This window comes from Micromonospora sp. B11E3 (assembly GCF_039871625.1).
Taxonomy (GTDB): Bacteria; Actinomycetota; Actinomycetes; order Mycobacteriales; family Micromonosporaceae; genus Micromonospora.
The window spans coordinates 94,242-114,262 of the sequence record NZ_JBDPMC010000006.1 but is presented as its reverse complement, the minus strand read 5'-3'; the positions used below and the strand labels follow the sequence as shown (position 1 = coordinate 114,262).

18 protein-coding genes and 2 pseudogenes are annotated in these 20,021 nt (G+C 74.5%); 9 read left to right on the top strand and 11 right to left on the bottom strand.

What is annotated here, in order from left to right; all coding sequences use genetic code 11:
* Positions 1–104: 104 nt before the first annotated feature.
* Complete coding sequence (locus tag ABGB16_RS05440; protein ID WP_347666840.1) at positions 105–1,046, top strand: transporter substrate-binding domain-containing protein; 942 nt, start codon at positions 105–107, stop codon at positions 1,044–1,046.
* Positions 1,043–2,089, top strand: coding sequence for a hypothetical protein (locus ABGB16_RS05435; protein ID WP_347666839.1), 1,047 nt, complete (start codon positions 1,043–1,045; stop codon positions 2,087–2,089). Before ABGB16_RS05440 ends, ABGB16_RS05435 begins: the two co-directional genes overlap by 4 nt.
* On the opposite strand, the gene ABGB16_RS05430 is transcribed toward ABGB16_RS05435, so the two are convergent.
* The 3 genes from ABGB16_RS05430 to ABGB16_RS05420 form a co-directional block, all read right to left on the bottom strand.
* Complete coding sequence (locus tag ABGB16_RS05430) at positions 2,086–3,270, bottom strand: acyl-CoA dehydrogenase (RefSeq protein ID WP_347666838.1); 1,185 nt, start codon at positions 3,268–3,270, stop codon at positions 2,086–2,088. The genes ABGB16_RS05435 and ABGB16_RS05430 overlap by 4 nt on opposite strands.
* Entirely contained in the window at positions 3,267–5,240 is a 1,974-nt protein-coding gene (locus ABGB16_RS05425) for a biotin carboxylase N-terminal domain-containing protein (RefSeq protein ID WP_347666837.1), read from the bottom strand. The genes ABGB16_RS05430 and ABGB16_RS05425 overlap by 4 nt, the downstream gene beginning before the upstream one ends.
* 69 nt (positions 5,241–5,309) lie before the next feature.
* On the bottom strand, positions 5,310–6,911 hold the full coding sequence (locus ABGB16_RS05420) for a carboxyl transferase domain-containing protein (protein WP_347666836.1): 1,602 nt from the start codon (positions 6,909–6,911) through the stop codon (positions 5,310–5,312).
* A gap of 114 nt (positions 6,912–7,025) precedes the next feature.
* Here ABGB16_RS05420 and ABGB16_RS05415 point away from each other — a divergent pair, with 114 nt between their 5' ends.
* A complete protein-coding gene (locus tag ABGB16_RS05415; RefSeq protein ID WP_347666835.1) occupies positions 7,026–7,919 on the top strand; it encodes a transposase in 894 nt (297 codons plus the stop codon).
* 67 nt (positions 7,920–7,986) lie between these two features.
* Here ABGB16_RS05415 and ABGB16_RS05410 read toward each other — a convergent pair.
* From ABGB16_RS05410 to ABGB16_RS05385, 6 genes and pseudogenes are all read right to left on the bottom strand, one after another.
* A pseudogene (locus ABGB16_RS05410) lies at positions 7,987–8,178 on the bottom strand (acyl-CoA dehydrogenase family protein); the annotation flags it as partial.
* A complete protein-coding gene (locus tag ABGB16_RS05405; RefSeq protein ID WP_347666834.1) occupies positions 8,175–9,863 on the bottom strand; it encodes an acyclic terpene utilization AtuA family protein in 1,689 nt (562 codons plus the stop codon). The gene ABGB16_RS05405 and the pseudogene ABGB16_RS05410, both read right to left, overlap by 4 nt.
* 23 nt (positions 9,864–9,886) lie before the next feature.
* Positions 9,887–10,183: pseudogene (locus ABGB16_RS05400) on the bottom strand (maleylpyruvate isomerase family mycothiol-dependent enzyme); the annotation flags it as partial.
* A gap of 21 nt (positions 10,184–10,204) precedes the next feature.
* Positions 10,205–10,810: a helix-turn-helix domain-containing protein gene (locus tag ABGB16_RS05395; protein ID WP_347666833.1), complete on the bottom strand. Its 606-nt coding sequence runs from the start codon at positions 10,808–10,810 to the stop codon at positions 10,205–10,207.
* Between the two features lie 415 nt (positions 10,811–11,225).
* The gene (locus tag ABGB16_RS05390) at positions 11,226–11,969 is read right to left on the bottom strand and encodes a metallophosphoesterase family protein (RefSeq protein WP_347666832.1); all 744 of its coding nucleotides are present in this window, start codon (positions 11,967–11,969) and stop codon (positions 11,226–11,228) included.
* Positions 11,970–12,075: 106 nt separating this feature from the next.
* A complete protein-coding gene (locus ABGB16_RS05385; protein WP_347666831.1) occupies positions 12,076–12,753 on the bottom strand; it encodes a Crp/Fnr family transcriptional regulator in 678 nt (225 codons plus the stop codon).
* A gap of 167 nt (positions 12,754–12,920) precedes the next feature.
* Between ABGB16_RS05385 and ABGB16_RS05380 the strand changes: the two genes are divergently transcribed.
* The 6 genes from ABGB16_RS05380 to ABGB16_RS05355 all read left to right on the top strand — a co-directional run bounded on the left by ABGB16_RS05380 (position 12,921) and on the right by ABGB16_RS05355 (position 18,371).
* Positions 12,921–13,592: an adenosylcobinamide amidohydrolase gene (locus ABGB16_RS05380; protein WP_347666830.1), complete on the top strand. Its 672-nt coding sequence runs from the start codon at positions 12,921–12,923 to the stop codon at positions 13,590–13,592.
* Between the two features lie 56 nt (positions 13,593–13,648).
* Positions 13,649–14,815 carry a CapA family protein gene (locus ABGB16_RS05375; protein WP_347666829.1) on the top strand — a complete coding sequence of 389 codons (1,167 nt, stop codon included), beginning with the start codon at positions 13,649–13,651 and terminating at the stop codon, positions 14,813–14,815.
* A gap of 84 nt (positions 14,816–14,899) precedes the next feature.
* Positions 14,900–15,688 carry an endonuclease III gene (gene nth, locus ABGB16_RS05370; RefSeq protein WP_347666828.1) on the top strand — a complete coding sequence of 263 codons (789 nt, stop codon included), beginning with the start codon at positions 14,900–14,902 and terminating at the stop codon, positions 15,686–15,688.
* The gene (locus tag ABGB16_RS05365) at positions 15,685–16,383 is read left to right on the top strand and encodes a TlpA disulfide reductase family protein (protein WP_347666827.1); all 699 of its coding nucleotides are present in this window, start codon (positions 15,685–15,687) and stop codon (positions 16,381–16,383) included. Before nth ends, ABGB16_RS05365 begins: the two co-directional genes overlap by 4 nt.
* A 55-nt stretch (positions 16,384–16,438) precedes the next feature.
* Positions 16,439–17,137: a CoA pyrophosphatase gene (locus ABGB16_RS05360; RefSeq protein WP_347666826.1), complete on the top strand. Its 699-nt coding sequence runs from the start codon at positions 16,439–16,441 to the stop codon at positions 17,135–17,137.
* 55 nt (positions 17,138–17,192) lie between these two features.
* Complete coding sequence (locus tag ABGB16_RS05355) at positions 17,193–18,371, top strand: MarP family serine protease (RefSeq protein ID WP_347666825.1); 1,179 nt, start codon at positions 17,193–17,195, stop codon at positions 18,369–18,371.
* Positions 18,372–18,389: 18 nt separating this feature from the next.
* Here the strand turns inward: ABGB16_RS05355 and ABGB16_RS05350 are convergent, their stop codons facing one another.
* Together ABGB16_RS05350 and ABGB16_RS05345 are read right to left on the bottom strand one after the other, a co-directional pair.
* Positions 18,390–19,115: a phosphatase PAP2 family protein gene (locus ABGB16_RS05350; RefSeq protein ID WP_347666824.1), complete on the bottom strand. Its 726-nt coding sequence runs from the start codon at positions 19,113–19,115 to the stop codon at positions 18,390–18,392.
* Positions 19,116–19,145: 30 nt separating this feature from the next.
* On the bottom strand, positions 19,146–19,955 hold the full coding sequence (locus tag ABGB16_RS05345) for a phosphatase PAP2 family protein (protein ID WP_347666823.1): 810 nt from the start codon (positions 19,953–19,955) through the stop codon (positions 19,146–19,148).
* Between the last annotated feature and the right edge of the window lie 66 nt (positions 19,956–20,021).

The following is a 20,021-nucleotide window of genomic DNA, read 5'->3' as shown; positions in this document are numbered from 1 at the left end:
TCCGAAGGTCCACAAACGACCGGCGCGACCGCCGCGCGACCACAAGGGTAGCCCGGAACCGCTACTCTCGGTTTTCCACAGGTGATTGGTCAGCGAGGTCGCCGATGAGCCAGTTCCTCACCCGGTCCCGGGCCCGGTCCGTCGCCACCACCGTGGCGGTCGCCCTCACCCTGACCCTTGCCGCGGCCGCCGGCTGCGACAGCCGGCAGGAGCCGGAGATACCGTCCGTCAACGACAAGCTCCGCGAGACGCACATCTACGGCCAGCCGACGCTGAAGATCGGCGTCTCGACCACCGGCCCGCTGATGAGCGAGCTGCACGGCGGCACGTACACCGGCTTCGACGTCGAGATCGCCCGGTACATCGCCGGCCAGCTCGGCTACGAGGGCGACCGGCGCATCGAGTGGGTGCCGGTGTCCACCGAGGATCGCATTCCCGCGCTCCAGGGCGGCTCCGTCGACCTGGTCGTCTCCACCTTCTCGATGACCGAGGACCGCGCCAAGCTGGTCAGCTTCGCCGGCCCGTACCTGGTGACCACACAGGAGGCGATGGTCCCGACCCGGCTCAAGGACGACATCCGCACCATCGAGGACCTGCGGGACCCCCGCTACAAGGTCTGCACCAGCGGCGGCTCGACCACCGAGGCCGAACTGGGCAGGCACCAGATCCGGGTGTTCGTGGTCAAGGAGGTCGGCGACTGCGTCGACGGCATCCTCCAGGGCCGGTACGACGCGGTCAGCTCCGACGAGACCATCCTCGCCGGCTTCCTCTCCCGGCACCCGAAGGAGTTCACGATCGTCGACATGCCCTTCGGCACGAGCGAGCAGATCGGCGTCGGCGTACCGATCAGCGACCCGGCGCTGCGCGACCTCGTCGCGTTCTTCCTCGACAAGAGCTACCAGCAGGGGCGCCAGGGGGTCACCAGCCCCTGGCTCACCGCGTACCACCGAACCCTCGGGCCGTGGATGCGCACGCCGAAGGTCCAGCCGCCGACGCTGAACGTGCCGAAGCTGGTCGACTTCGACGACAAGGCACCCCGGAAATGACAGCGCCGGCGGCCACCGGCGGCAGCGGCGCGGACGCGGACCCGCCAGCGCCCCCACCAGCCCCGGCATTCGCCACGGACGAGCGCCGGGCCCGGGCCAGCCAGTCCTTCTGGACGGCGGTGGTCGGCGTGCCCGCCGTCTTCTCGGTGCTCCGGCTCGGCGTGGAGGCCGGCGGCGAGCTTCAGACCACCCTGCTGCTGGTCGCCAACGTCGGGCCGGTCAACCTGCTCGCCGGGTTCCTCACGACGGCCGCCCGGCTGCTCTCCACCGGCCTCGTCGCCGTCTTCGCCCTCGGCGCGGTGCTCGGGGTCAGCGTCGACCGGCTGCCGGGGCACCGCCGCCCGCTGTTCGCCCGCTGGGCCGATGTCACCCCGGCCTGGTTCGTGGTGGCGAGCTTCCTGCTGGCGCTGGTCACGTGGCAGCTGCTGTACCTGCCGCTGCTGCTGCCCGCGTTCGTCGCCGCGTTCCAGCTCCGCCCGGAGCGGCTGCACGAGCTGATGCCGGCCCGGGTGCTGATCGTCGCCGCCCTGCTCGGCGGGTACCTCTTCCTCCTGATGCCGACCCTGCTGGACGCCTGGCACCAGCGGGAGTACCTGGTCCTGGCGCTGCTCCTCGCGCCGCCGGTGCTGGCGCCCGCCATCGCCGGGCCGCTGCCCGGGGCGGTGATCCGGCCGCTCGCCTCGATCACCGAGGCCGCCGTGCTCGCCATGCTCGTGTGGGCGGCACTGCCGGTGATCACCACGCCGGTGCTGCCGCTGACCGTCACCACCGTGGAGACCGCTCCCGGCGCCATCGAGGAAGTTCGCGGCCACGTGGTGGTCGTGGACGATGTCAACCTGGTGCTCCTGCAGGAGCGCGGCGGCGTCCGGTACGTGCCGATCGACCAGGTGAAGGGTCAGGTGCTCTGCCCGAGCGAGGAGGAACTGCCCCGACACCGGCTGCGCGTCCACGACTTCCACGTGGAGGACTCGCTGCTGGAGGCGCTGGGCCGGCGCGTACGCCCCGTGCACCGCATCGACGCCGGCTGCCGCACCACCGCCTAGTACGACTTCTCCTGCCCGAGGACGTGCTGGGCGACGAAGTTGAGGATCATCTCGCGGCTCACCGGGGCGATCCGGCCGGCGCGTACCCCGCCGAGCAGGGTGGCCACCCCGTACTCGGTGGTCATGCCGGCCCCGCCCAGCACCTGCACGGCGGTGTCCACGGCCAGCGCCGCCGCCTCGCCGGCCGCGTACTTGGCCATGTTGGCGGAGACCCCGGCCTCCAGGTCCCGGCCGGCGTCGTACAGGCTCGCCGCCTTGTAGATCATCAGGCGGGCCAGTTCCACCTGCACCGCCGCATGTGCCAGCGGGTGGGCCACCCCCTGGTGCGAGCCGATGCTCCGGCCGCCCCAGACCCGGCGGGTCGCCGTGTACTCCGACGCCCGCTCGATGGCGTACCGGCCGGTGCCGGCGCCCATCGCGGCGACGGTGACCCGCTCCGGGTTGAGGCCGGAGAAGAGCGCCGGCAGGCCGGCGTCCAGCGACCCGCCGACCAGCGCGTCGGCGGGCACCCGCACGTCGTCCAGGTAGAGCAGGAACTGATGCTCCGGGGAGACGATCTCCATGTCCAGCTTGGAGCGGGTCAACCCCGGCGCGTCGGTCGGCACGACGAACAGCGCCGGCTTGAGTTTGCGCGGCGCGGCCTCCGCTGAGCTTCCGTCTCCGACGGCGACCCGCGCCACGACCAGCACGTACCGCGCCTCGTCGACGCCCGAGATGAAGCACTTGCGGCCGGACAGCACCCAGTCGTCGCCGTCGCGCCGGGCCACCGTGCCGAGCCGGTGGAAGTTCGACCCCGCCTCCGGCTCGGTGATCGCGAAGACGATCTTCGTCGACCCGTCGGCGAGGCCGGGCAGGAAGCGTTTGCGCTGCTCGTCGGTGCCGTTCCTGGCGAGCACCGTGCCGGCGATGGCGGGGGAGACCACCAGCAGCAGCAGCGGGCAGCCGGCCGCGGCCAGCTCCTCGCAGACGAGGGCCAGCTCGGTGATGCCGCCGCCCCCGCCGCCGTACTCGGTGGGGATGTTGACCCCGAGGTAGCCAAGCCGGCCGGCCTCGTCCCACAGCTCGGTGGTGTGCTCGCCGGCCTTGGCCTTGCCGACGAAGTAGCCGTGGCCGTACCGCCGGCCCAGCGCGCGGACGGCGTCGCGCAGCTGCTCCTGCTCGGGCGTGAGGTCGAAGTTCATGCGGGGGCCTCCTCGACGGGGTTGACCACGGCCAGCACGGTGCCGGCCTCGACCTGGCCGCCGGCCGGCACCGGCAGGTCGGCGACCACGCCGTCGGCCGGCGCGAGCACGGGGTGCTCCAGCTTCATCGCCTCCAGGGTCAGCAGGGCGTCGCCGGCCGCGACCCGCTGGCCGACCTCGACGTGCACCCGGGCGACCGCGCCGGGCAGCGGCGCGAGCAGCGAGCCGGCGGCCAGCTCCGCGGCCGGCGGCGGGAAGCGCGGCAGCTCCGCCAGGGCCGTCGACCCGTCCGGGCCGTCCACGAACACCGCCGACCCCACCCGGGACACGCGGTACGCCTGCCGTACGCCGTCGACGTCGAGCACGACCCCGTCCGGGGCGGCCTCGACCAGCGCCACCGTCCGCTCCGTCGCCGGGTCGGTGGACCAGCCGGCCAGCGCCCCCGTCCGGTCCAGCCGGTACCGCACCTCGATCTCGCCGCCCGGCCCCGCGTAGCGGGCGACCTGCGGGAACGCCGGCACGTTCCGCCAGCCGGAGGGGAGGCTGGCGAGCACGGTCGCCGCCGCCCGGCGGGCCGCCGCCGCGGCGAGCGCGGCGGCCAGGGCGGCCAGCGGCACCCCGTCCGCCGGCACCAGCGGGGCGAAGACCTCCGGGTGCCGGTCGAGGAAGCCGGTGTCGACCCGCGCCGCGCCGAACTCGGGGCCGCGCAGCACCCGGACCAGCAGGTCGCGGTTCGTGGCCACGCCGTGCAGCTCGGCGCGGGCCAGCGCGCCCGCGAGGACCCGGGCCGCCTCGGCCCGGGTCGGCGCCCAGGCGACCAGCTTGGCGAGCATCGAGTCGTAGTGCACGCTCACCGTCGAACCGTCCGTCACCCCGGAGTCCAGGCGCAGCCCCCGGGTCGGGGCGAACTCGCCGGACACCCCGGGGACGGCGAACCGGTGCAGGATTCCCGTGGCGGGCCGGAAGCCGTGGGCCGGGTCCTCGGCGCAGAGGCGTACCTCGATCGCGTGGCCGGTGGCCGGCGGGGTCGCCGCCAGCGGCAGCGGCGCGCCCTCGGCGACCAGCAGTTGCAGCCGGACCAGGTCCAGGCCGGTGACCGCCTCGGTGACCGGGTGCTCGACCTGGAGCCGGGTGTTCATCTCCAGGAAGAAGAACTCCCCGGTCGGGGCGAGCAGGAACTCCACCGTCCCGGCCCCGACGTAGCCGACCGCCCGGCCGGCCGCGACCGCCGCCTCGTGCAGCCGCGTCCGCACCCCGTCGGGCAGGATCGCCGGGGCCTCCTCGACGATCTTCTGGTGCCGGCGCTGGATCGAGCAGTCCCGCTCACCGAGGGCGAGCACCGTGCCGTGCGCGTCGCCGAGGATCTGCACCTCGACGTGCCGGCCCCGCTCGACGTACCGCTCGACGAAGACCGTGCCGTCGCCGAACGCCGCAGCCGCCTCCCGGCGGGCGGAGGCCAGGTCCTCGGCCAGGCCGGCCGCGTCCCGGACGATCCGCATGCCCCGCCCGCCGCCGCCCGCCGCCGCCTTCACCAGCACCGGGAACTCCGCGATCCGGTCGGCCTCCGTCCAGGTCGGCAGCATCGGCACGCCCGCCTCGGCGAGCAGCGCCTTCGCCTCGACCTTGTCGCCCATCGCGGCGATCGCCTTGGCGGGCGGCCCGACCCACGTCAGCCCCGCGTCGGTCACCGCCGTGGCGAACGCCGCGTTCTCGGCGAGGAAGCCGTAGCCCGGGTGCACGGCGTCCGCGCCGGACCGGCGGGCCGCGTCGAGCACCAGGTCGATCCGCAGGTACGTCTCGGCCGGGCTGTTCCCCGGCAGCCGGACCGCCCGGTCGGCCTCGGCGACGTGGAGCGCGTCGGCGTCGGCGTCCGAGTACACGGCGACCGTCTCGACGCCGAGCGCCCGGCAGGTGGCGAAGACGCGCCGGGCGATCTCCCCCCGGTTGGCGACCAGCAGTCGCGTGATCACTGAGCCCGCCTTTCGTTCGCGACTGCGGGACTCCGCTTCGCTGCGTTCCTCGCGCTCACAGGTAGCCCCCTACATCCGGAAGACGCCGAAGCCCTCGGCGCCCCGGACCGGTGCGTTGTGCACCGCCGACAGGCAGAGCCCGAGGACGGTGCGGGTGTCCCGGGGGTCGATCACCCCGTCGTCGTAGAGCCGCCCGGAGAGGAACAGCGCACCGGACTGCGACTCGATCTGCTGCTCCACCATCGCCCGCATCGCGGCGTCGGAGTCCTCGTCGTACTCCCGCCCCCGGGCCTGCGCGGCCTGCCGGGCGACGATCGACAGCACCCCGGCGAGCTGCGCCGGCCCCATCACCGCCGACTTCGCGTTCGGCCAGGTGAACAGGAACCTCGGCTCGTACGCCCGGCCGCACATCCCGTAGTTGCCGGCCCCGTACGAGGCGCCGAGGTTGACCGTCAGGTGCGGCACCGTGGAGTTCGACACCGCGTTGATCATCAGGGCGCCGTGCTTGATGATGCCGCGCTGCTCGTACTCGGTGCCGACCATGTAGCCGGTGGTGTTCTGGAGGAAGACCAGCGGGGTGTCGGCGGCGTTGGCGAGCTGGATGAACTGGGCCGCCTTCTGCGCCTCCTCGCTGAACAGCACGCCCCGGGCGTTGGCGAGCACCCCGACCGGGTACCCGTGCAGCTCGCCCCACCCCGTGACCAGCGCGCTGCCGTAGCCGGGCTTGAACTCGTCGAACTCGCTGCCGTCCAGCACCCGGGCCAGCACCTCGCGCGGGTCGAACGGCACCTTCAGGTCGGCGCTGACGATCCCGAGCAGCTCCTCCGGGTCGTACCTGGGTGGGGCGGGCAGCGGGGTGCGCGGCGGCGGGCCCTGCCTGCGCCGGTTGAGCCGGCGTACGCACCGGCGGGCCAGCCGGATCGCGTCCCGCTCGTCGGACGCGAGGAAGTCGGCCAGGCCGGACCTCGTGGCGTGCATGGCCGCCCCGCCGAGGGACTCGTCGTCGGTGACCTCGCCGGTGGCCATCTTCACCAGCGGTGGCCCGGCCAGGTAGACCTGCGACCGTTCCCGGATCATCACCACCTGGTCCGACATCCCCGGCACGTACGCGCCGCCGGCCGTGGCGTTGCCGAACACCACGCTGACCGTGGGGATCCTCGCGGCCGAGAGCCGGGTCAGGTCGCGGAACACCCGGCCGCCCGGGATGAAGATCTCCGCCTGGGTGGGCAGGTCGGCGCCGGCGCTCTCCACCAGGTTGATCATGGGCAGCCGGTTCGCCAGGGCGATCTCGCCGGCCCGCCGGGTCTTGGCGAGCGACCACGGGTTCACCGCGCCGCCGCGTACCGTCGGGTCGTTGGCGACGACCAGGCACTCCACGCCCTCGACGACGCCGATCCCGGTCACCACGCTGGCCCCGACGGGGAAGTCCGTGCCGTACGCGGCGACCGGCGACAGCTCCAGGAACGGGCTGTCCGGGTCGAGCAGCAGCTCGATCCGCTCCCGGGGCAGCAGCCTGCCCCGGGCGTGGTGGCGGGTCACGTACTTCTCGCCGCCGCCCGCGCGGGCCTGGTCGAGCGCCGCCTCCAGCTCGGCGAGGCGGTCCAGCAGCGCCTCCCGGTTGGCCCGGAAGGCGGGCGCGGCCGGGTCGACGGCGCTGACGAGGGTGGTCACAGGCCCATCCCCTTCGCGACGATCACCGGACTACCGCCAGGATGCCCCGTCCTTCAGGGCGGGGAGGAATGGCGGACGCGTTGTCAGCCACTATTGTCTGTCCTTTCTGGTTGGATGGGTCCTGTGCGGACGGCGTACAGGTGTCGGGCGTATCCGACCCCGGAGCAGGCGGCGGTGCTGAACCGCACCTTCGGGTGTGTACGTGTCGTCTGGAACCGCACTCTCGCCGCCCGTCACGCCCGCTGGCGCACCGAGCGGAAGTCCACGTCCTATCCGGAGACGGATCGGGCGTTGACGGAGATGAAGAAGCAGCCGGATCTGGCGTTCCTGGCCGAGGTGTCGTCGGTGCCGTTGCAGCAGACCCTGCGGCACCAGCACACCGCCATGACCGCGTTCTTCGCCAAGCGGGCCCGGTATCCGCGGTACAAGTCCCGGCACGGCCGCCAGTCCGCCAGTTTCACCCGGTCGGGGTTCCGCCTGCGCGGCGGAAATCTGTCGCTGGGGGACCTCGGCCTGACCGACTTCGCGGTGCTGTCCACCGGCGAACGCATCCCCCACCCGAGGCACATGGAACGCCGGGAGCGCCGGTTGAGGCGCTACCAGCGGATCATGGCCCGCAAACAGAAGGGCTCCGCCAACCGCTCCCTGGCCAGATCCATCTCCCGCACCGGCTGGGCCGAGTTCCGTAACCTGCTCACCTACAAGGCGCACCGCGACGGCCGCACCCTCGCCGTCGTGGACCGCTGGTACCCGTCGTCGAAAACCTGCTCGGCGTGCGGGCGCCTGCTCGCCACCCTCTCCCTCGGCACACGCCACTGGCCGTGTCCGAGGTGCGGCACCCGGCATCACCGGGACGTCAACGCCGCCAAGAACATCGCCGTCGCGGCCGGGCTGGCCGAGACACAAAACGCCTGCGGAGCGGACGTCAGACACGAAGGACCTCCTTCCGCGCAGTCTGCGGTGAACCAGGAACCCCAACCCGCGAGGGTGGGAATCCCCCGCCTCTAGGCGGGGGAGGATGCCAACATGTAGTGGTCGCCGTCGGGGGACGGGCGTGGGTGCGGTTGCCCGCCAAGCCGCCGCTGCCGCCCACGGACTCGGGGAACCCGATGCCGAGCAGGCCCAGCTTCGCGGCGGTGGCGTGCAGCTGCCGGGGCACCTCGCCGGCCCGCTCCCAGTCGTCCAGGTGGGGCAGCACCTCCCGGGTCACGAACGCCCGGGTCAGCTCCCGCAGCTGCCGCCGCTCCGGCGTGTCGACGATGGTCACGCGGCACCCCCGGCGGTCAGGCCGGCCGGCAGGTCGACCACCCGGGCACGCAGCAGCTCGCCGAGCGCCTTGGCCTGCGGGTCGAACCGGGTGGACCCGGCCACCCCCGGCCCGAGCAGCCCGCGGATCACGAAGTTGACCGCGCGCAGGTTCGGCAGCTCGTACCGCTCGACGGTCAGCGGGGCGGTCTCCGGCAGCAGCTCGGCCAGCCGTTCCACGGTGAGCCAGCCGCGCAGCCAGGCCCAGGTCGCGTCGGTGCGCGCCCAGACGCCGAGGTTGGCGTCCCCGCCCTTGTCCCCCGACCGCGCCCCCACCAGCTCGCCGAGCGCCCCCCGCCGGGTGGCCCCCGGCGCGGCGCCTCCGGTCGGCGGCTCCGCCGGCTCGGGAGCCGCCGGCGGTCGGGTCACCGGCGGGGGAGCGATCACGACCCGCTCGCCCGACGGCAACACCGCCACGTGCTCGACCGCCTCCTGCGGCACGGCGTCGGCGGTGAACACCCCGTACGGGGTGGCGTCGCCGGGCGGGGTGGTCAGCGTGCAGCCCGGGTACGAGGCCAGGGCCAGCTCCACCGCGGCGGCCGAGAAGGCCCGCCCGGCCCGCGCCCGGTCGCCGTCGCGTAGGTGTACGTGCAGCAGCGCGCTCGCCGTCTCCGTGTCGACCGCGTCCGGGTGGTCGGTGCGGGCCAGCGTGAACTCCAGCCCGTCCTTGCCGACCGCCGCCTCCAGCTGGCCCCGGACCAGCTCCGCCTTCGCCGGGACGTCCAGCCCGCACAGGACGAACGTCATCGAGTTGCGGAACCCGCCGAGGCTGGTGACCCCGACCTTGAGCGTGGCCGGCGGCGGCGCGCCCCGGACCCCGGCGACCCGTACCCGGTCCGGGCCGTCCGCGCTCAGTTCGACGGTGTCCAGCCGGGCCACCACGTCCGGCCCCAGGTACTCCGGGCCGCCCACCTCGTACAGGAGCTGGGCGGTGACCGTCTCGACGGTGACCGCACCCCCGGTGCCGGGGTGCTTGGTGAGCACCGCCGAGCCGTCCGGGTGGATCTCGGCGACGGGGAAGCCGGGGCGGTGGCCGCCGTCCGGCAGCTCGGTGAAGAAGCTGAAGTTGCCGCCCGTGACCTGCGCCCCGCACTCGATCAGGTGACCCGCGACGGTCGCGCCGGCGAGCGCGTCCAGGTCGCCCCGGCCCCAGCCGAACCGGGCGATCGCCGGGCCGACCGCCAGGGACGCGTCGGTGACCCGGCCGGTGACCACGACGTCCGCCCCGGCGTCGAGGCAGGCGGCGATCCCGAACGCCCCGAGGTACGCGTTCGCGGTCAGCGCGTCCGGGCGGTCGAGGGCGTCGCCCTCGACGTACCCGATCCGGGCGGTGAGGCCGAGCCGGTCGGCGAGCGCGCCGATCGCGGCGGCCAGCCCGGCGGGGTTCAGGCCGCCGGCGTTGGTCACGATCCGCACCCCGCGCTCCAGCGCCGTGCTGAGGCAGCCCTCCAGCTGCCGCAGGAACGTCCGCGCGTAGCCGAGGCCCGGGTCGCGCACCCGGTCCCGGCCCAGGATCAGCATGGTCAGCTCGGCCAGGTAGTCGCCGGTCAGCACGTCCAGCTCGCCGCCGTCCAGCATCTCCCGCCAGGCGCTGAACCGGTCGCCGTAGAAGCCGGACGCGTTGCCGACCCGCAGCGGCCCGGTCACGCGGTCACCCCCGACGGCGTGCCCAGCAGCTCCGCCGGCGGGGCCAGGAACGCCTGCGCGCCGCTCTCGACGAGCCGGGTCACGTCCGGGGCCGAGGCCGCCGAGGCGAGGAACGCCTCGACGTCGGTGGCCGCGAGCCGGGTGACGTGGTCGGTCCAGGCCAGGTGCGCGATCTGGTGGGCGACGGTCCAGCCGGGGGCCGGGGTCGGGCGCGCCCAGCTCTCCGGCGGCAGCGGGCCGACCAGGGCGTCCAGCTGCTCGGACTCGGCCGTCAGGTCCGTGAGCAGCTCCGTGAGCAGGTCGGTGCGGTCGTCGACCATGGTGCCTCCAGGGCGGGCCGGTCAGGGGGCGAGCAGGGTGGCGAGCTGTCGTTTCCAGGTGGCGAGCAGGGCGGTGCGCCGGGTGGAGTCGTCGCTGAGCAGGTTCGCCACCCCGAGCCCCCGCAGCAGGTCGAGGGTGGCCTGCACGGCCTCCCGGACGCCGGGGCGGCGCTCGTCGACGCCGAGCAGCGCCACGGTCAGCCGGTGCATCTCCCGGCCCACCCGGGCCTCCAGCGGGACCAGGGCCGCCCGCAGCTCCGAATCGGTGCGGGCGGCGACCCACAGCTCCAGCGCCGCGACGAACAGCGGCCCCGTGAACGCCGCGCCGAGCAGGTCGATCACCCCGTCGAGCCGCTGCGGGCCGGCGGGCAGCGCCTCCGCCTCGGCGCGCAGCTCCGCCGCCCGACGCTCGGTCAGGTGCGTGACGGCGGCGGTGACCAGGGCGGCCTTGGTGGGGTAGTGGTGCAGCTGGGCGCCCCGGGAGACGCCGGCCCGGGCGGCCACGACGGTGGTGGTCGTGCCGGCCCAGCCGTGCTCGACCAGGCACTCGACGGTCGCCTCCAGGAGCCGGGCCCGGGTGGCGCGGCTGCGCTCCTGTTGAGCGACGCGGGTCGATGCGGTGGGCACGGGGACAGCGTGCTCCCGCGAAAAACAAACAGTCAAGCCTGACTTTTTCGCCCCGCCCGCCGCCGTTTCGCGCCCGCCGCCGCTTCGCGGCCGGGGCCGGGTGGCTGTCGGCGGCGCTGTGGAGCTGCCCGCACGGACGGCGTCGAGGCCAATGACGATCTCCCGCCACCCGGCGGCGGCTGTCGGCGGCGCTGTGGAGCTGCCCGCACGGACGGGGCAACCGCGGACGGCCCACTCCGCCTCGGCTCGCCGCGCCCCGAGTCGCAGGTCCGGCGCGCCTCGCCCCTCGGGCGGGAGCGTGCGCGGGGCAGCTCCACAGCGCGCGAGTGAGACACGGTCGAGCCCGCTGGTCAGCCCGCCGGCCAGGTCAGCGGTCAGCCCGCCGGCCAGGTCAGCGGTCAGCCCGCCGGCCAGGTCAGCGGCCGTCGCGAGGGCCGAAGACGGCCAGCGCGTCGGCGTCGCTGTGCCGGGAACGCAGGTACTCGTCGGCCCAGGCGGCGGCGTCGGGGTAGGCCGACTCCGCGGCGACCCGGGCGCACGCCGCGTCCACGTCGAACGGGGTACGCCGCAACTGCACCCCGGGCCCGAGCAGCGCCCACCACGCGCCCGCCCCGCCGTACGGCATCCCGATGCTGCCCGGGTTCACCACCAGCCGGCGGTCGACCAGCCGGGTGAACGGCATGTGGGTGTGGCCGCAGACCACCGTGGTGACCTCGGCCGGGAGGCCGGCGAAGACCTCCGCCCACCGGGACATCCGGGTGTCGACGAGGACCACCTCCTCGTCGTCGCGAGGGGTGGCGTGGCAGAAGAGGACGTCGCCCAGCCCGGCGACCGGCAGGGTGACCGTCAGCGGAAGCGCCGCCAGGCGGGCGACCTGGTCGTCGCGGAGCTGGCCGGCGGCCCACTCGGACACCTCGACGGGGCACGGCTTGCCGGCCCGCGCCTCGACCAGCTCCCGGTCGGCGTTGCCGCCCACCCAGCAGGCGCGGTCACCCAGGCCGGCGAGCAGGTCGAGCACCTCGACCGGCTGCGGGCCGGCGGCGATGTCGCCGGTGAGCACGATCAGGTCGGCGGCGGCCACGTCCGGCTCGGCCAGGACGGCCTCCAGCGCGGGCAGCGCACCGTGGACGTCGGAGAGGACGGCGACACGTTCCAGCATCGCCCCACCGTCCCGCCCGCCGGCCGCCCCCGTCCAGCGATTCTGCGCCCGGCAGAGCGCCGCGCCCGGCCCGGACGCGGAGGGCCCGGGCGCGACGCGCGGCGGCTCAGACGCGGGCGCGGCGGGCCAGACGCTCCGGGTCGAGGATGATGATGCTCTTGCCGTCCAGCCGCAGCCAGCCCCGGGAGGCGAAGTCGGCCAGCGCCTTGTTGACCGTCTCGCGGGAGGCGCCGACGAGCTGGGCGATCTCCTCCTGGGTCAGGTCGTGGGTCACCCGGAGCACCCCGCCGTCGCGGGTGCCGAACCGGCCGGCCATCTGGAGCAGGTTCTTGGCGACCCGGCCCGGCACGTCGGTGAAGATCAGGTCGGCCAGGGAGTCGTTCGTCCGCCGCAGCCGGCGGGCCAGCACCCGGAGCAGCTGCTCGGCGATCTCCGGCCGGTTGTTCAGCCACGGCCGCAGCGCCTGCTTGCGCAGCCGGACCAGCCGGGTGTCGGTCACCGCGGTGGCGGTCGCCGTACGCGGGCCGGGGTCGAAGAGCGACAGCTCGCCCAGCATGTCGGACGGGCCCATGACGGAGATCAGGTTCTGCCGCCCGTCGGCCGCGCGACGGCCGAGCTTGATCTTGCCGGCCAGGACGATGTAGAGACTGTCGCCGGGCTCGCCCTCGTTGAAGATGACCTCGCCCTTGCGAACCTCGAGCGTCTCCATCTCCTTGGCGAGCGCCTCGGCAGCCTCCGGGTCGACGCCCTGGAAGATCCCGCTGCGAGCCAGTACCTCGTCCATCCCGCACCTCCGCCTGCGCGTACCGTCCGTCGGTTCCGCCGTCCGCTGATCCCTCGCGCGTGGCCAGTCTAGGCGCACGTGAACGGTAATCAGAGGTCCACCCCTGATCCTCGCCATCCCCCGGGACCTGCACACCCGCCCCGAGGACCGGGACGTAGGGTCGGCCCGTGCTGACCGAGCCGACCCTGACCAGCCGCCGCGAGGACGGGCGGGAGGTTCCGCTGCTCGTCTGGCGCCCCGGCCGGCCGCTGCTGGCGGTCAGTTCCGCCCCGCTCGGCGGCGGCATCGGCGTACGGAACTGGGTCGTCAACGCGACCGTGCCGATGTCGTACCACCGGGACGACCCGGCCGACCACCTGGCCGAACTGGCCGACCAGCTGGGCCTGGACGGGCCCGGCGTCGGCCTGCTCACGGGGGTCGACGTCGCCGAGGTGGTCACCCGCGCGGACGGCGGCGTGCACGTCTGGGCGACCGTCGGGCTGGGCACCCCGGTCCAGGCCGCCGCCGCGGAGCCCGAGCCGGCCGGGTGCCCCACGCCCCGGGTCGGCACGGTCAACATCGTGGTCCAGGTGCCTGCCCGGCTCGGCGACGCGGCGCTGGTCAACGCCGTGGCCACCGCGACCGAGGCGAAGACTCAGGCGATCCGCGAGCTGGGGTTGACCGCCACCGGCACGCCCACCGACGCGGTCGCCGTCCTGTGCCCGGCCGACGGCCCGCCCGTCGCGTACGGCGGGCCGCGCTCGACCTGGGGGGCGCCGCTCGCCCGGGCCGTGCACGCCGCAGTGCTGGCCGGTGGAGCCGGCACGGTCGTCCCGTGGTCGGACCGTTGGGCGGGATGAAACTCCGACCGATCGGTCATCGTCCACGCGCCTGATAACAGGTAGCGTCGCGCTCGATGTCCGCTTCCGTCCGCTCCGGAAACCGCCCGCGCCGCCGCCTCGCGCTCGCGCTCGGCGTGCTACTGACCGCGTTGCTCACCGCCGGCTGCACCGGGTCCGGCGATGACCCCGTCTGGCAGTCCGGGCCGGAGGGCGGCGCCACCGGCGCCACCGGCGCCACCGGCTCCCCGACTCCCGCCGCCACCACCCCGGCCGCCGAGGCGAAGCGCATCTCGCTCTCGGCCACCGGCGACATCATCATGGGCAACGCCCCGAACCGGCTCCCGCCCAACGGGGGCAAGGGCTTCTTCGACTCCGTCAAGGGCGCGCTCAAGGCCGACCTGGTGATGGGCAACCTGGAGGAGCCGCTGACGGTGGACACCGGCACCGGCAAGTGCGGGGCCAACTCGACCCGCTGCTTCCAGTTCCGGGCCCCGCCGGAGTACGCCGCGCACCTGCGCGACGCCGGCTTCATGCTGCTCAACCAGGCCAACAACCACGGCTACGACTACGGCCCCAAGGGGTACGAGAACACCCAGCGGGCGCTGGAGAAGTACGACCTCCAGCACACCGGCGCGCCCGACCAGATCACGGTCGTCGAGGTCGAGGGCGTCAAGGTCGCGGTCGCCGGCTTCTCGTCGTACGTCTGGTCCAACAGCCTCGTCGACATCGCCGCCGCCCGGCAGGTGATCAAGAAGGCGGCCACCATGGCCGACCTCGTCGTCGTCCAGGTGCACATGGGCGGCGAGGGCGCCGACAAGACCCGGGTGCGGCCCGGCACGGAGATGTTCCTGGGTGAGAACCGGGGCGATCCGGTCAGGTTCTCGCACGCCATGATCGACGCCGGGGCGGACCTGATCGTCGGGCACGGCCCGCACGTGCTGCGCGGCATGGAGTTCTACAAGGGCCGGTTGATCGCGTACAGCCTCGGCAACTTCGCCGGCGGCGGCAACCAGTTGAGCGGCAACGGCCGGCTCGGCTGGGGTGGCGTCCTCAAGGTGTCGCTCAACCCGGACGGCAGTTGGGCCGGCGGGTCGTTCACCTCGACGTACATGAACTCGATCGGCAAGCCGACGATGGACCCGGACGACCGGGGCCTCGGCCTGGTCCGGCAGCTCAGCCGCAGCGACTTCCCGGAGACCGGCGCCCGCTTCGACGACCGGGGCCGGATCACGCAGGGTTAGGCGACCGGGGCCGGATCACGCAGGGTTAGGCGTGCCGCCCGTGGACCCGCCGGTCCGCGGGCGGTCCGACGTAGGCTGGCCGTCGTGACCACCAGTCCCTCCCGAGCCACCGAGACCGATCTCGGCCGCACCCGGCGCGCGCGGAAGATCGGCCGGATGCTGGCCGACACCCATCCTGACGCGCACTGTGAGCTTGACCACGCCAACCCGCTGGAGTTGGCCGTCGCCACCATCCTCTCCGCGCAGTGCACGGACAAGAAGGTCAACGAGGTCACGCCGAAGCTGTTCGCCCGCTACCCGACGGCGGCGGACTACGCCGGGGCGGACCGGGCGGAGCTGGAGGAACTGATCCGGCCGACCGGCTTCTACCGGAACAAGACGGACTCGCTGATCAAGCTGGGCCAGGCCCTCGTCGAGCGGTACGGCGGGCGGGTGCCGGGAAAGCTCGCCGACCTGGTGACGCTGCCCGGGATCGGGCGCAAGACCGCCAACGTCATCCTCGGCAACGCCTTCGACGTCCCCGGCATCACGGTCGACACCCACTTCCAGCGGCTGGTGCACCGCTGGCGGCTGACCGCCGAGACCGACCCGGTCAAGATCGAGCACGCCGTCGGCGCGCGGTTCCCGAAGCGCGACTGGACGATGCTGTCGCACCGGATCATCTTCCACGGCCGGCGGGTCTGTCACGCCCGCAAGCCGGCCTGCGGCGCGTGCACACTGGCGAGGCTCTGCCCGTCGTACGGGACCGGGCCGACCGAGGCGGCCGCGGCCGCGAAGCTGCTCAAGGGCCCCCGGGCCCGGGACCTGGCCGTCGCCGCCGGCGTCGATCCGGCGCTCGTGCCGCAGCAGGCGGTCGTGGCGGAGGTGCCGTGAAGCGCCGCCTCGCCGCCCTGCTCCTGCCGGTGGCCCTGCTGACCGCCGCCTGCACCGCGACCGCCGAGGAGCCGTCGGCCACCGCGCCCCGGAAGAACACCCGGCCGTCGCCGTTCGCCGCCTGCGCGGACCTGGCGGTGCCGCCGGCCTCGGCCGCGCCCGCGGGATCCGCTTCCGCCGCGCCTGCGGGTTCCGTCTCGGCGGCACCCGCGGATTCTTCCTCGGCCGCGCCCGGCGCGGCCGGGACGGCGTCCGGCGTCGCGCCGGTCGGCGCGGTGCTGCCCGACCTGGCGCTGCCCTGCTTCACCGGCGGCGAACCGGTCGCGCTGCGCGACATCCGGGGGCCGGCGGTGATCAACCTCTGGGCGTCCTGGTGCCCGCCCTGCCGCAAGGAGTTGTCCGCGTTCCAGCGGCTCAGCGAGCGTACGGCCGGCCGGCTCCAGGTGGTCGGCGTGAACACCCGGGACAGCCGGGACGCGGCACAGTCGATCGGCGAGGACTTCGGCATCCGCTTTTCGATGCTGTTCGACCAGGGGGAGAGCCTGCGGCGGGGGCTGGAGCGCAACGCCATCCCGCTGACCGTGCTGGTCGACGGCGACGGCCGGATCCGGCACGTGGACACCTCCGGCGCGCTGGACGACGCCCGCCTCGCCGCCCTCGTCCGCGAGCACCTGGGCGTGGCGGTGGAGCCATGAGCGCGTGGAGCGGGCCGGGTTCGCGAGGCGCGCTGTCGCGCACCGAGGGCGGGTCATGACCCGGCAGCCGCCGCCGTGGCTGGACCCGCTGCTGGCCCGGCTCGGCACCGCCCGCGCCGAGGACTTCACCCGGATCGCCACCCCGGCCAGCGGCGGGCGGGAGAGCGCCGTGCTGGTCCTGCTCGCCGAGGAGCCGGGGGCCGGCCCGGACGTGCTGGTCCTGCAGCGCGCCGCGACCCTGCGCAACCACGCCGGGCAGCCGGCGTTCCCCGGCGGGGCGGCCGACCCGGAGGACGCCGACGCCGCCGCCACCGCGCTGCGCGAGGCGAACGAGGAGGTCGCCCTCGACCCGGCCAGCGTCACCGTCCTGGCCGAACTGCCGAAGCTGTGGATCCCGGTCAGCGACTTCGTGGTGACCCCGGTGCTCGCCTGGTGGCACCGGCCGCACCCGGTGCACCCCCGGGAACCGGCCGAGGTCGCGCACGTCGCCCGGCTGCCGGTCGCCGAGCTGGTCGACCCGGGCAACCGGATGCGGGTACGCCATCCCAGCGGCTGGATCGGCCCCGCCTTCTCCGTACGGGGGATGCTGGTCTGGGGCTTCACCGCCGGCGTGCTCGCCACACTGCTGGAGATGGGTGGCTGGGCCCGCCCGTGGCCGCGGGACCGGGTCGTCGACCTGCCGCCGACCGGGGCGGCCCCGGCGCCGTCGGCCGGCACGGACGCCGTCGACGAGATGGCCGGCCCGCTGACCTGACCGTCACGTTCCGCGAGCGACGGCCAGCCGAGCGCCGTGGCCGTACCCTTGATCCGTGTCCGCCGTGGATGTCGTCCTGCTCCTGCTCATGCTCGTGTTCGCGATCAGCGGATACCACCAGGGCTTCGTGATCGGGCTGCTGTCGTTGTCCGGCTTCTTCCTGGGGGTCCTCGTGGGCCTCCAGGCCGGGCCGCTGCTGGCCCGGCAGTTCGCCGAACCCGGCACGCGCGTACTGGTTTCCCTGGCCGCGGTCTTCGGACTGGCGGTGGCGGGGCAGGCGCTGGCGGGCTGGGTCGGCTCCCACCTGCGCAAGACGATCACCAGCGAGATCGGCAGACACGCCGACGACATCGGCGGCGTGTTCGTCTCGGCCGTCGCCGTCCTGCTGGCCGCCTGGCTGGTGGTGGCGCCGCTGGGCTCGTCGTCGCTGCCCTGGCTCGCCGCCTCGGTGCGCAACAGCGCCCTGCTGAGCGTGGTCGACGAGGTGATGCCCGAGCGGGCCAAGCAGGTCTCGAACGCGCTGCGGGACACCGTCGACACCAACGGCTTCCCGGACGTCTTCGGCGACCTCGCGCCGACCCGCGCCCGGCAGGTCGAACCCCCGGACCCGGCGCTGGCCGGCTCGGAGGTGGTGGCCGACGGCCGGCGCTCGGTCGTCAAGGTGCTGGGCTCCGCGCCGAGCTGCGCGCGCCGCATCGAGGGTTCCGGCTTCGTGTACGCCGACGACCGGGTGATGACCAACGCCCACGTCGTCGCCGGCACCCGCTCGGTGTCGGTCGAGCTCGACGGCGACCGGTACGACGGCGAGGTGGTGGTCTACGACCCGGACCGGGACCTGGCCGTGCTCCGGGTGCCGGGGCTGCCCGGCCCGTCGCTGCGCTTCGCCGCCGGCAGCGCGGGCAGCGGTGCGGACGCCGTCGTGCTGGGCTTCCCGCTCGACGGGCCGTACAACGCCCAGTCGGCCCGGGTCCGGGACGTCGACCGGATCACCGGGCCGGACATCTACTCCTCGGGGGACGTCACCCGGGAGATCTACACGATCCGGGCGTGGGTCCGCAGCGGCAACTCCGGCGGTCCGCTGGTCTCCTCGAACGGGCTCGTGCTCGGGGTGATCTTCGCGGCGGCGGCGGACGACCCGCACACGGGCTTCGCGGTGACCGCCGCCGAGGCCCGTCCGGTGGCCCTCGCCGGTGCCGAGCGGACCCGCCCCGTCAGCACCGGCAAGTGCACCTGACCGACGCCCGAGCCGAGGTCAGGAGGCGGGAGTGGTGGCCCGGGCCGATTCGTCTGTCCGGCCGGTGACGGTGGACAGCTTCCCCCGCCCCCACCGCACCCCACGGTCGAGCACCGCCCGGGCCATGATCAGCACGCAGGTGCCGCCGTTCAGGAAGGACGCGACCACGTCGCTCGGGTGGTGCATGCCCCGGTACATCCGGGTGAGCGCGACGCCGACCGGCACCACCAGCAGCAGGGTCCACCAGGCGACCTTCGCCCCGGTGCTCCTCGACCGCACCGCGAGCAGCACCGCGACGCCGACGTAGAGCGCCACCGCCGCCGACGTGTGCCCGGACGGGAAGCTGGAGGTGGGTGGGGAGGCGTCCATGTGCTCGACCGCCGGGCGGTGCCGGTCGATGGCGATCGTGGTCAGCAGGAAGACCAGCGCCTGGGCGCTGACCGCCGCGCACAGGAAGATGGGCTCCCGCCAGCGGCGCAGCACCAGGAAGAGAACCAGGGCCACCAGCACGGTGACCACGACGATCACCTGCGTGCTGGCCAGGGTGCTGAACACGAGCGAGACGTTGTTCCAGCCCTCGGTCCGGTCGGCGGCCAGCTCGCGGTTGACCGCGTCCTCCACGGTGAACGGCCACGTCCGGTCGAACACCCGGGTGACGAGGACCCCCAGTAGGACCATGACCGCCAGAAGCAGGGCCACCGGCAGCACCACCCAGCGGAGAGCCCGCACCGCGAAATCGGACATGGCCCGCCCATTACCCCGGCGCGCGCCGAACTACGCGCGGCCGTCGTCCGGCCGGCGCGGCTCCCCACGGTCGGCCAACTCGGGCTCGACGCCCTCCGTGACCGGGTGCCCCGGCCGCCGGCCCGTCCGGGCCCGCCAGGTGCGGAAGGCGGCGGTCGTCGCGGCCACGGTCGCCGTGCCGAGCAGCCAGCCGCCGACCACGTCGCTGACCCAGTGCACGCCCAGCGCCACCCGGCTCAGCCCGGTCAGCCCCGCGAGCAGCACGGCTCCGGCCCACAGTGCCCACCGCGCGGCCGGGCGCCCCCGGGCGTACGGGAGGAACACCAGCAGCAGCGCCCCGGCGGCCAGGGCGGCGTTCAGCGCGTGCCCGGAGGGGAACGCGTAGCCGGCGGCCGAGGCCACCGGGTCGAGCAGGTCCGGCCGGTGGCGGCCGACCAGCAGCTTGAGCAGCGGGCCGAGCAGGCCACCGACCACCATCGTGGTGACCGCCCACCAGGCCAGCCGGTGCGCGCCCCGGCGGAACAGCCAGACCACCACCGCGAGCGCGGCCAGCCGCAGCGGTCCCGGGCCGAAGACGTTTGTCCACACTGTCATGAAGCGCACCCAGGCCGGATGGCCGAGGGCGTACCCGTGCAGGGCGTCGGTCACCGCGGCGTCCAGCCGGTGCAGCGGCGGCCAGGCTCCGACGACCAGCACGGCGAGCAGAGCGAACGGCACCAGGACCAGGAAGGCCGCGGTGGCGGCGAGTGTCAGCCGCAGCCCCAGGGACGCGTCGGGGTCGAGCCGGCGGACCGGCCACGGCGGGCGGGTTGACAGCTCTGTGCGACCTGGCCTGTTCATGCTCGCATCCCTACCCCGCGCAGCACCCGATCAGACCGGGCGGCTGCGACGGGACCGACGCGGGCC

Coding starts and splice junctions, on each gene's coding strand:
- ABGB16_RS05360 (WP_347666826.1), top strand. CDS start 16,439: ATGACCCGGCAGCCGCCGCCGTGGCTGGACCCGCTGCTGGCCCGGCTC.
- ABGB16_RS05440 (WP_347666840.1), top strand. CDS start 105: ATGAGCCAGTTCCTCACCCGGTCCCGGGCCCGGTCCGTCGCCACCACC.
- ABGB16_RS05435 (WP_347666839.1), top strand. CDS start 1,043: ATGACAGCGCCGGCGGCCACCGGCGGCAGCGGCGCGGACGCGGACCCG.
- ABGB16_RS05430 (WP_347666838.1), bottom strand. CDS start 3,270: ATGAACTTCGACCTCACGCCCGAGCAGGAGCAGCTGCGCGACGCCGTC.
- ABGB16_RS05375 (WP_347666829.1), top strand. CDS start 13,649: ATGTCCGCTTCCGTCCGCTCCGGAAACCGCCCGCGCCGCCGCCTCGCG.
- ABGB16_RS05390 (WP_347666832.1), bottom strand. CDS start 11,969: ATGCTGGAACGTGTCGCCGTCCTCTCCGACGTCCACGGTGCGCTGCCC.
- ABGB16_RS05385 (WP_347666831.1), bottom strand. CDS start 12,753: ATGGACGAGGTACTGGCTCGCAGCGGGATCTTCCAGGGCGTCGACCCG.
- ABGB16_RS05345 (WP_347666823.1), bottom strand. CDS start 19,955: ATGAACAGGCCAGGTCGCACAGAGCTGTCAACCCGCCCGCCGTGGCCG.
- ABGB16_RS05350 (WP_347666824.1), bottom strand. CDS start 19,115: ATGTCCGATTTCGCGGTGCGGGCTCTCCGCTGGGTGGTGCTGCCGGTG.
- ABGB16_RS05415 (WP_347666835.1), top strand. CDS start 7,026: ATGGGTCCTGTGCGGACGGCGTACAGGTGTCGGGCGTATCCGACCCCG.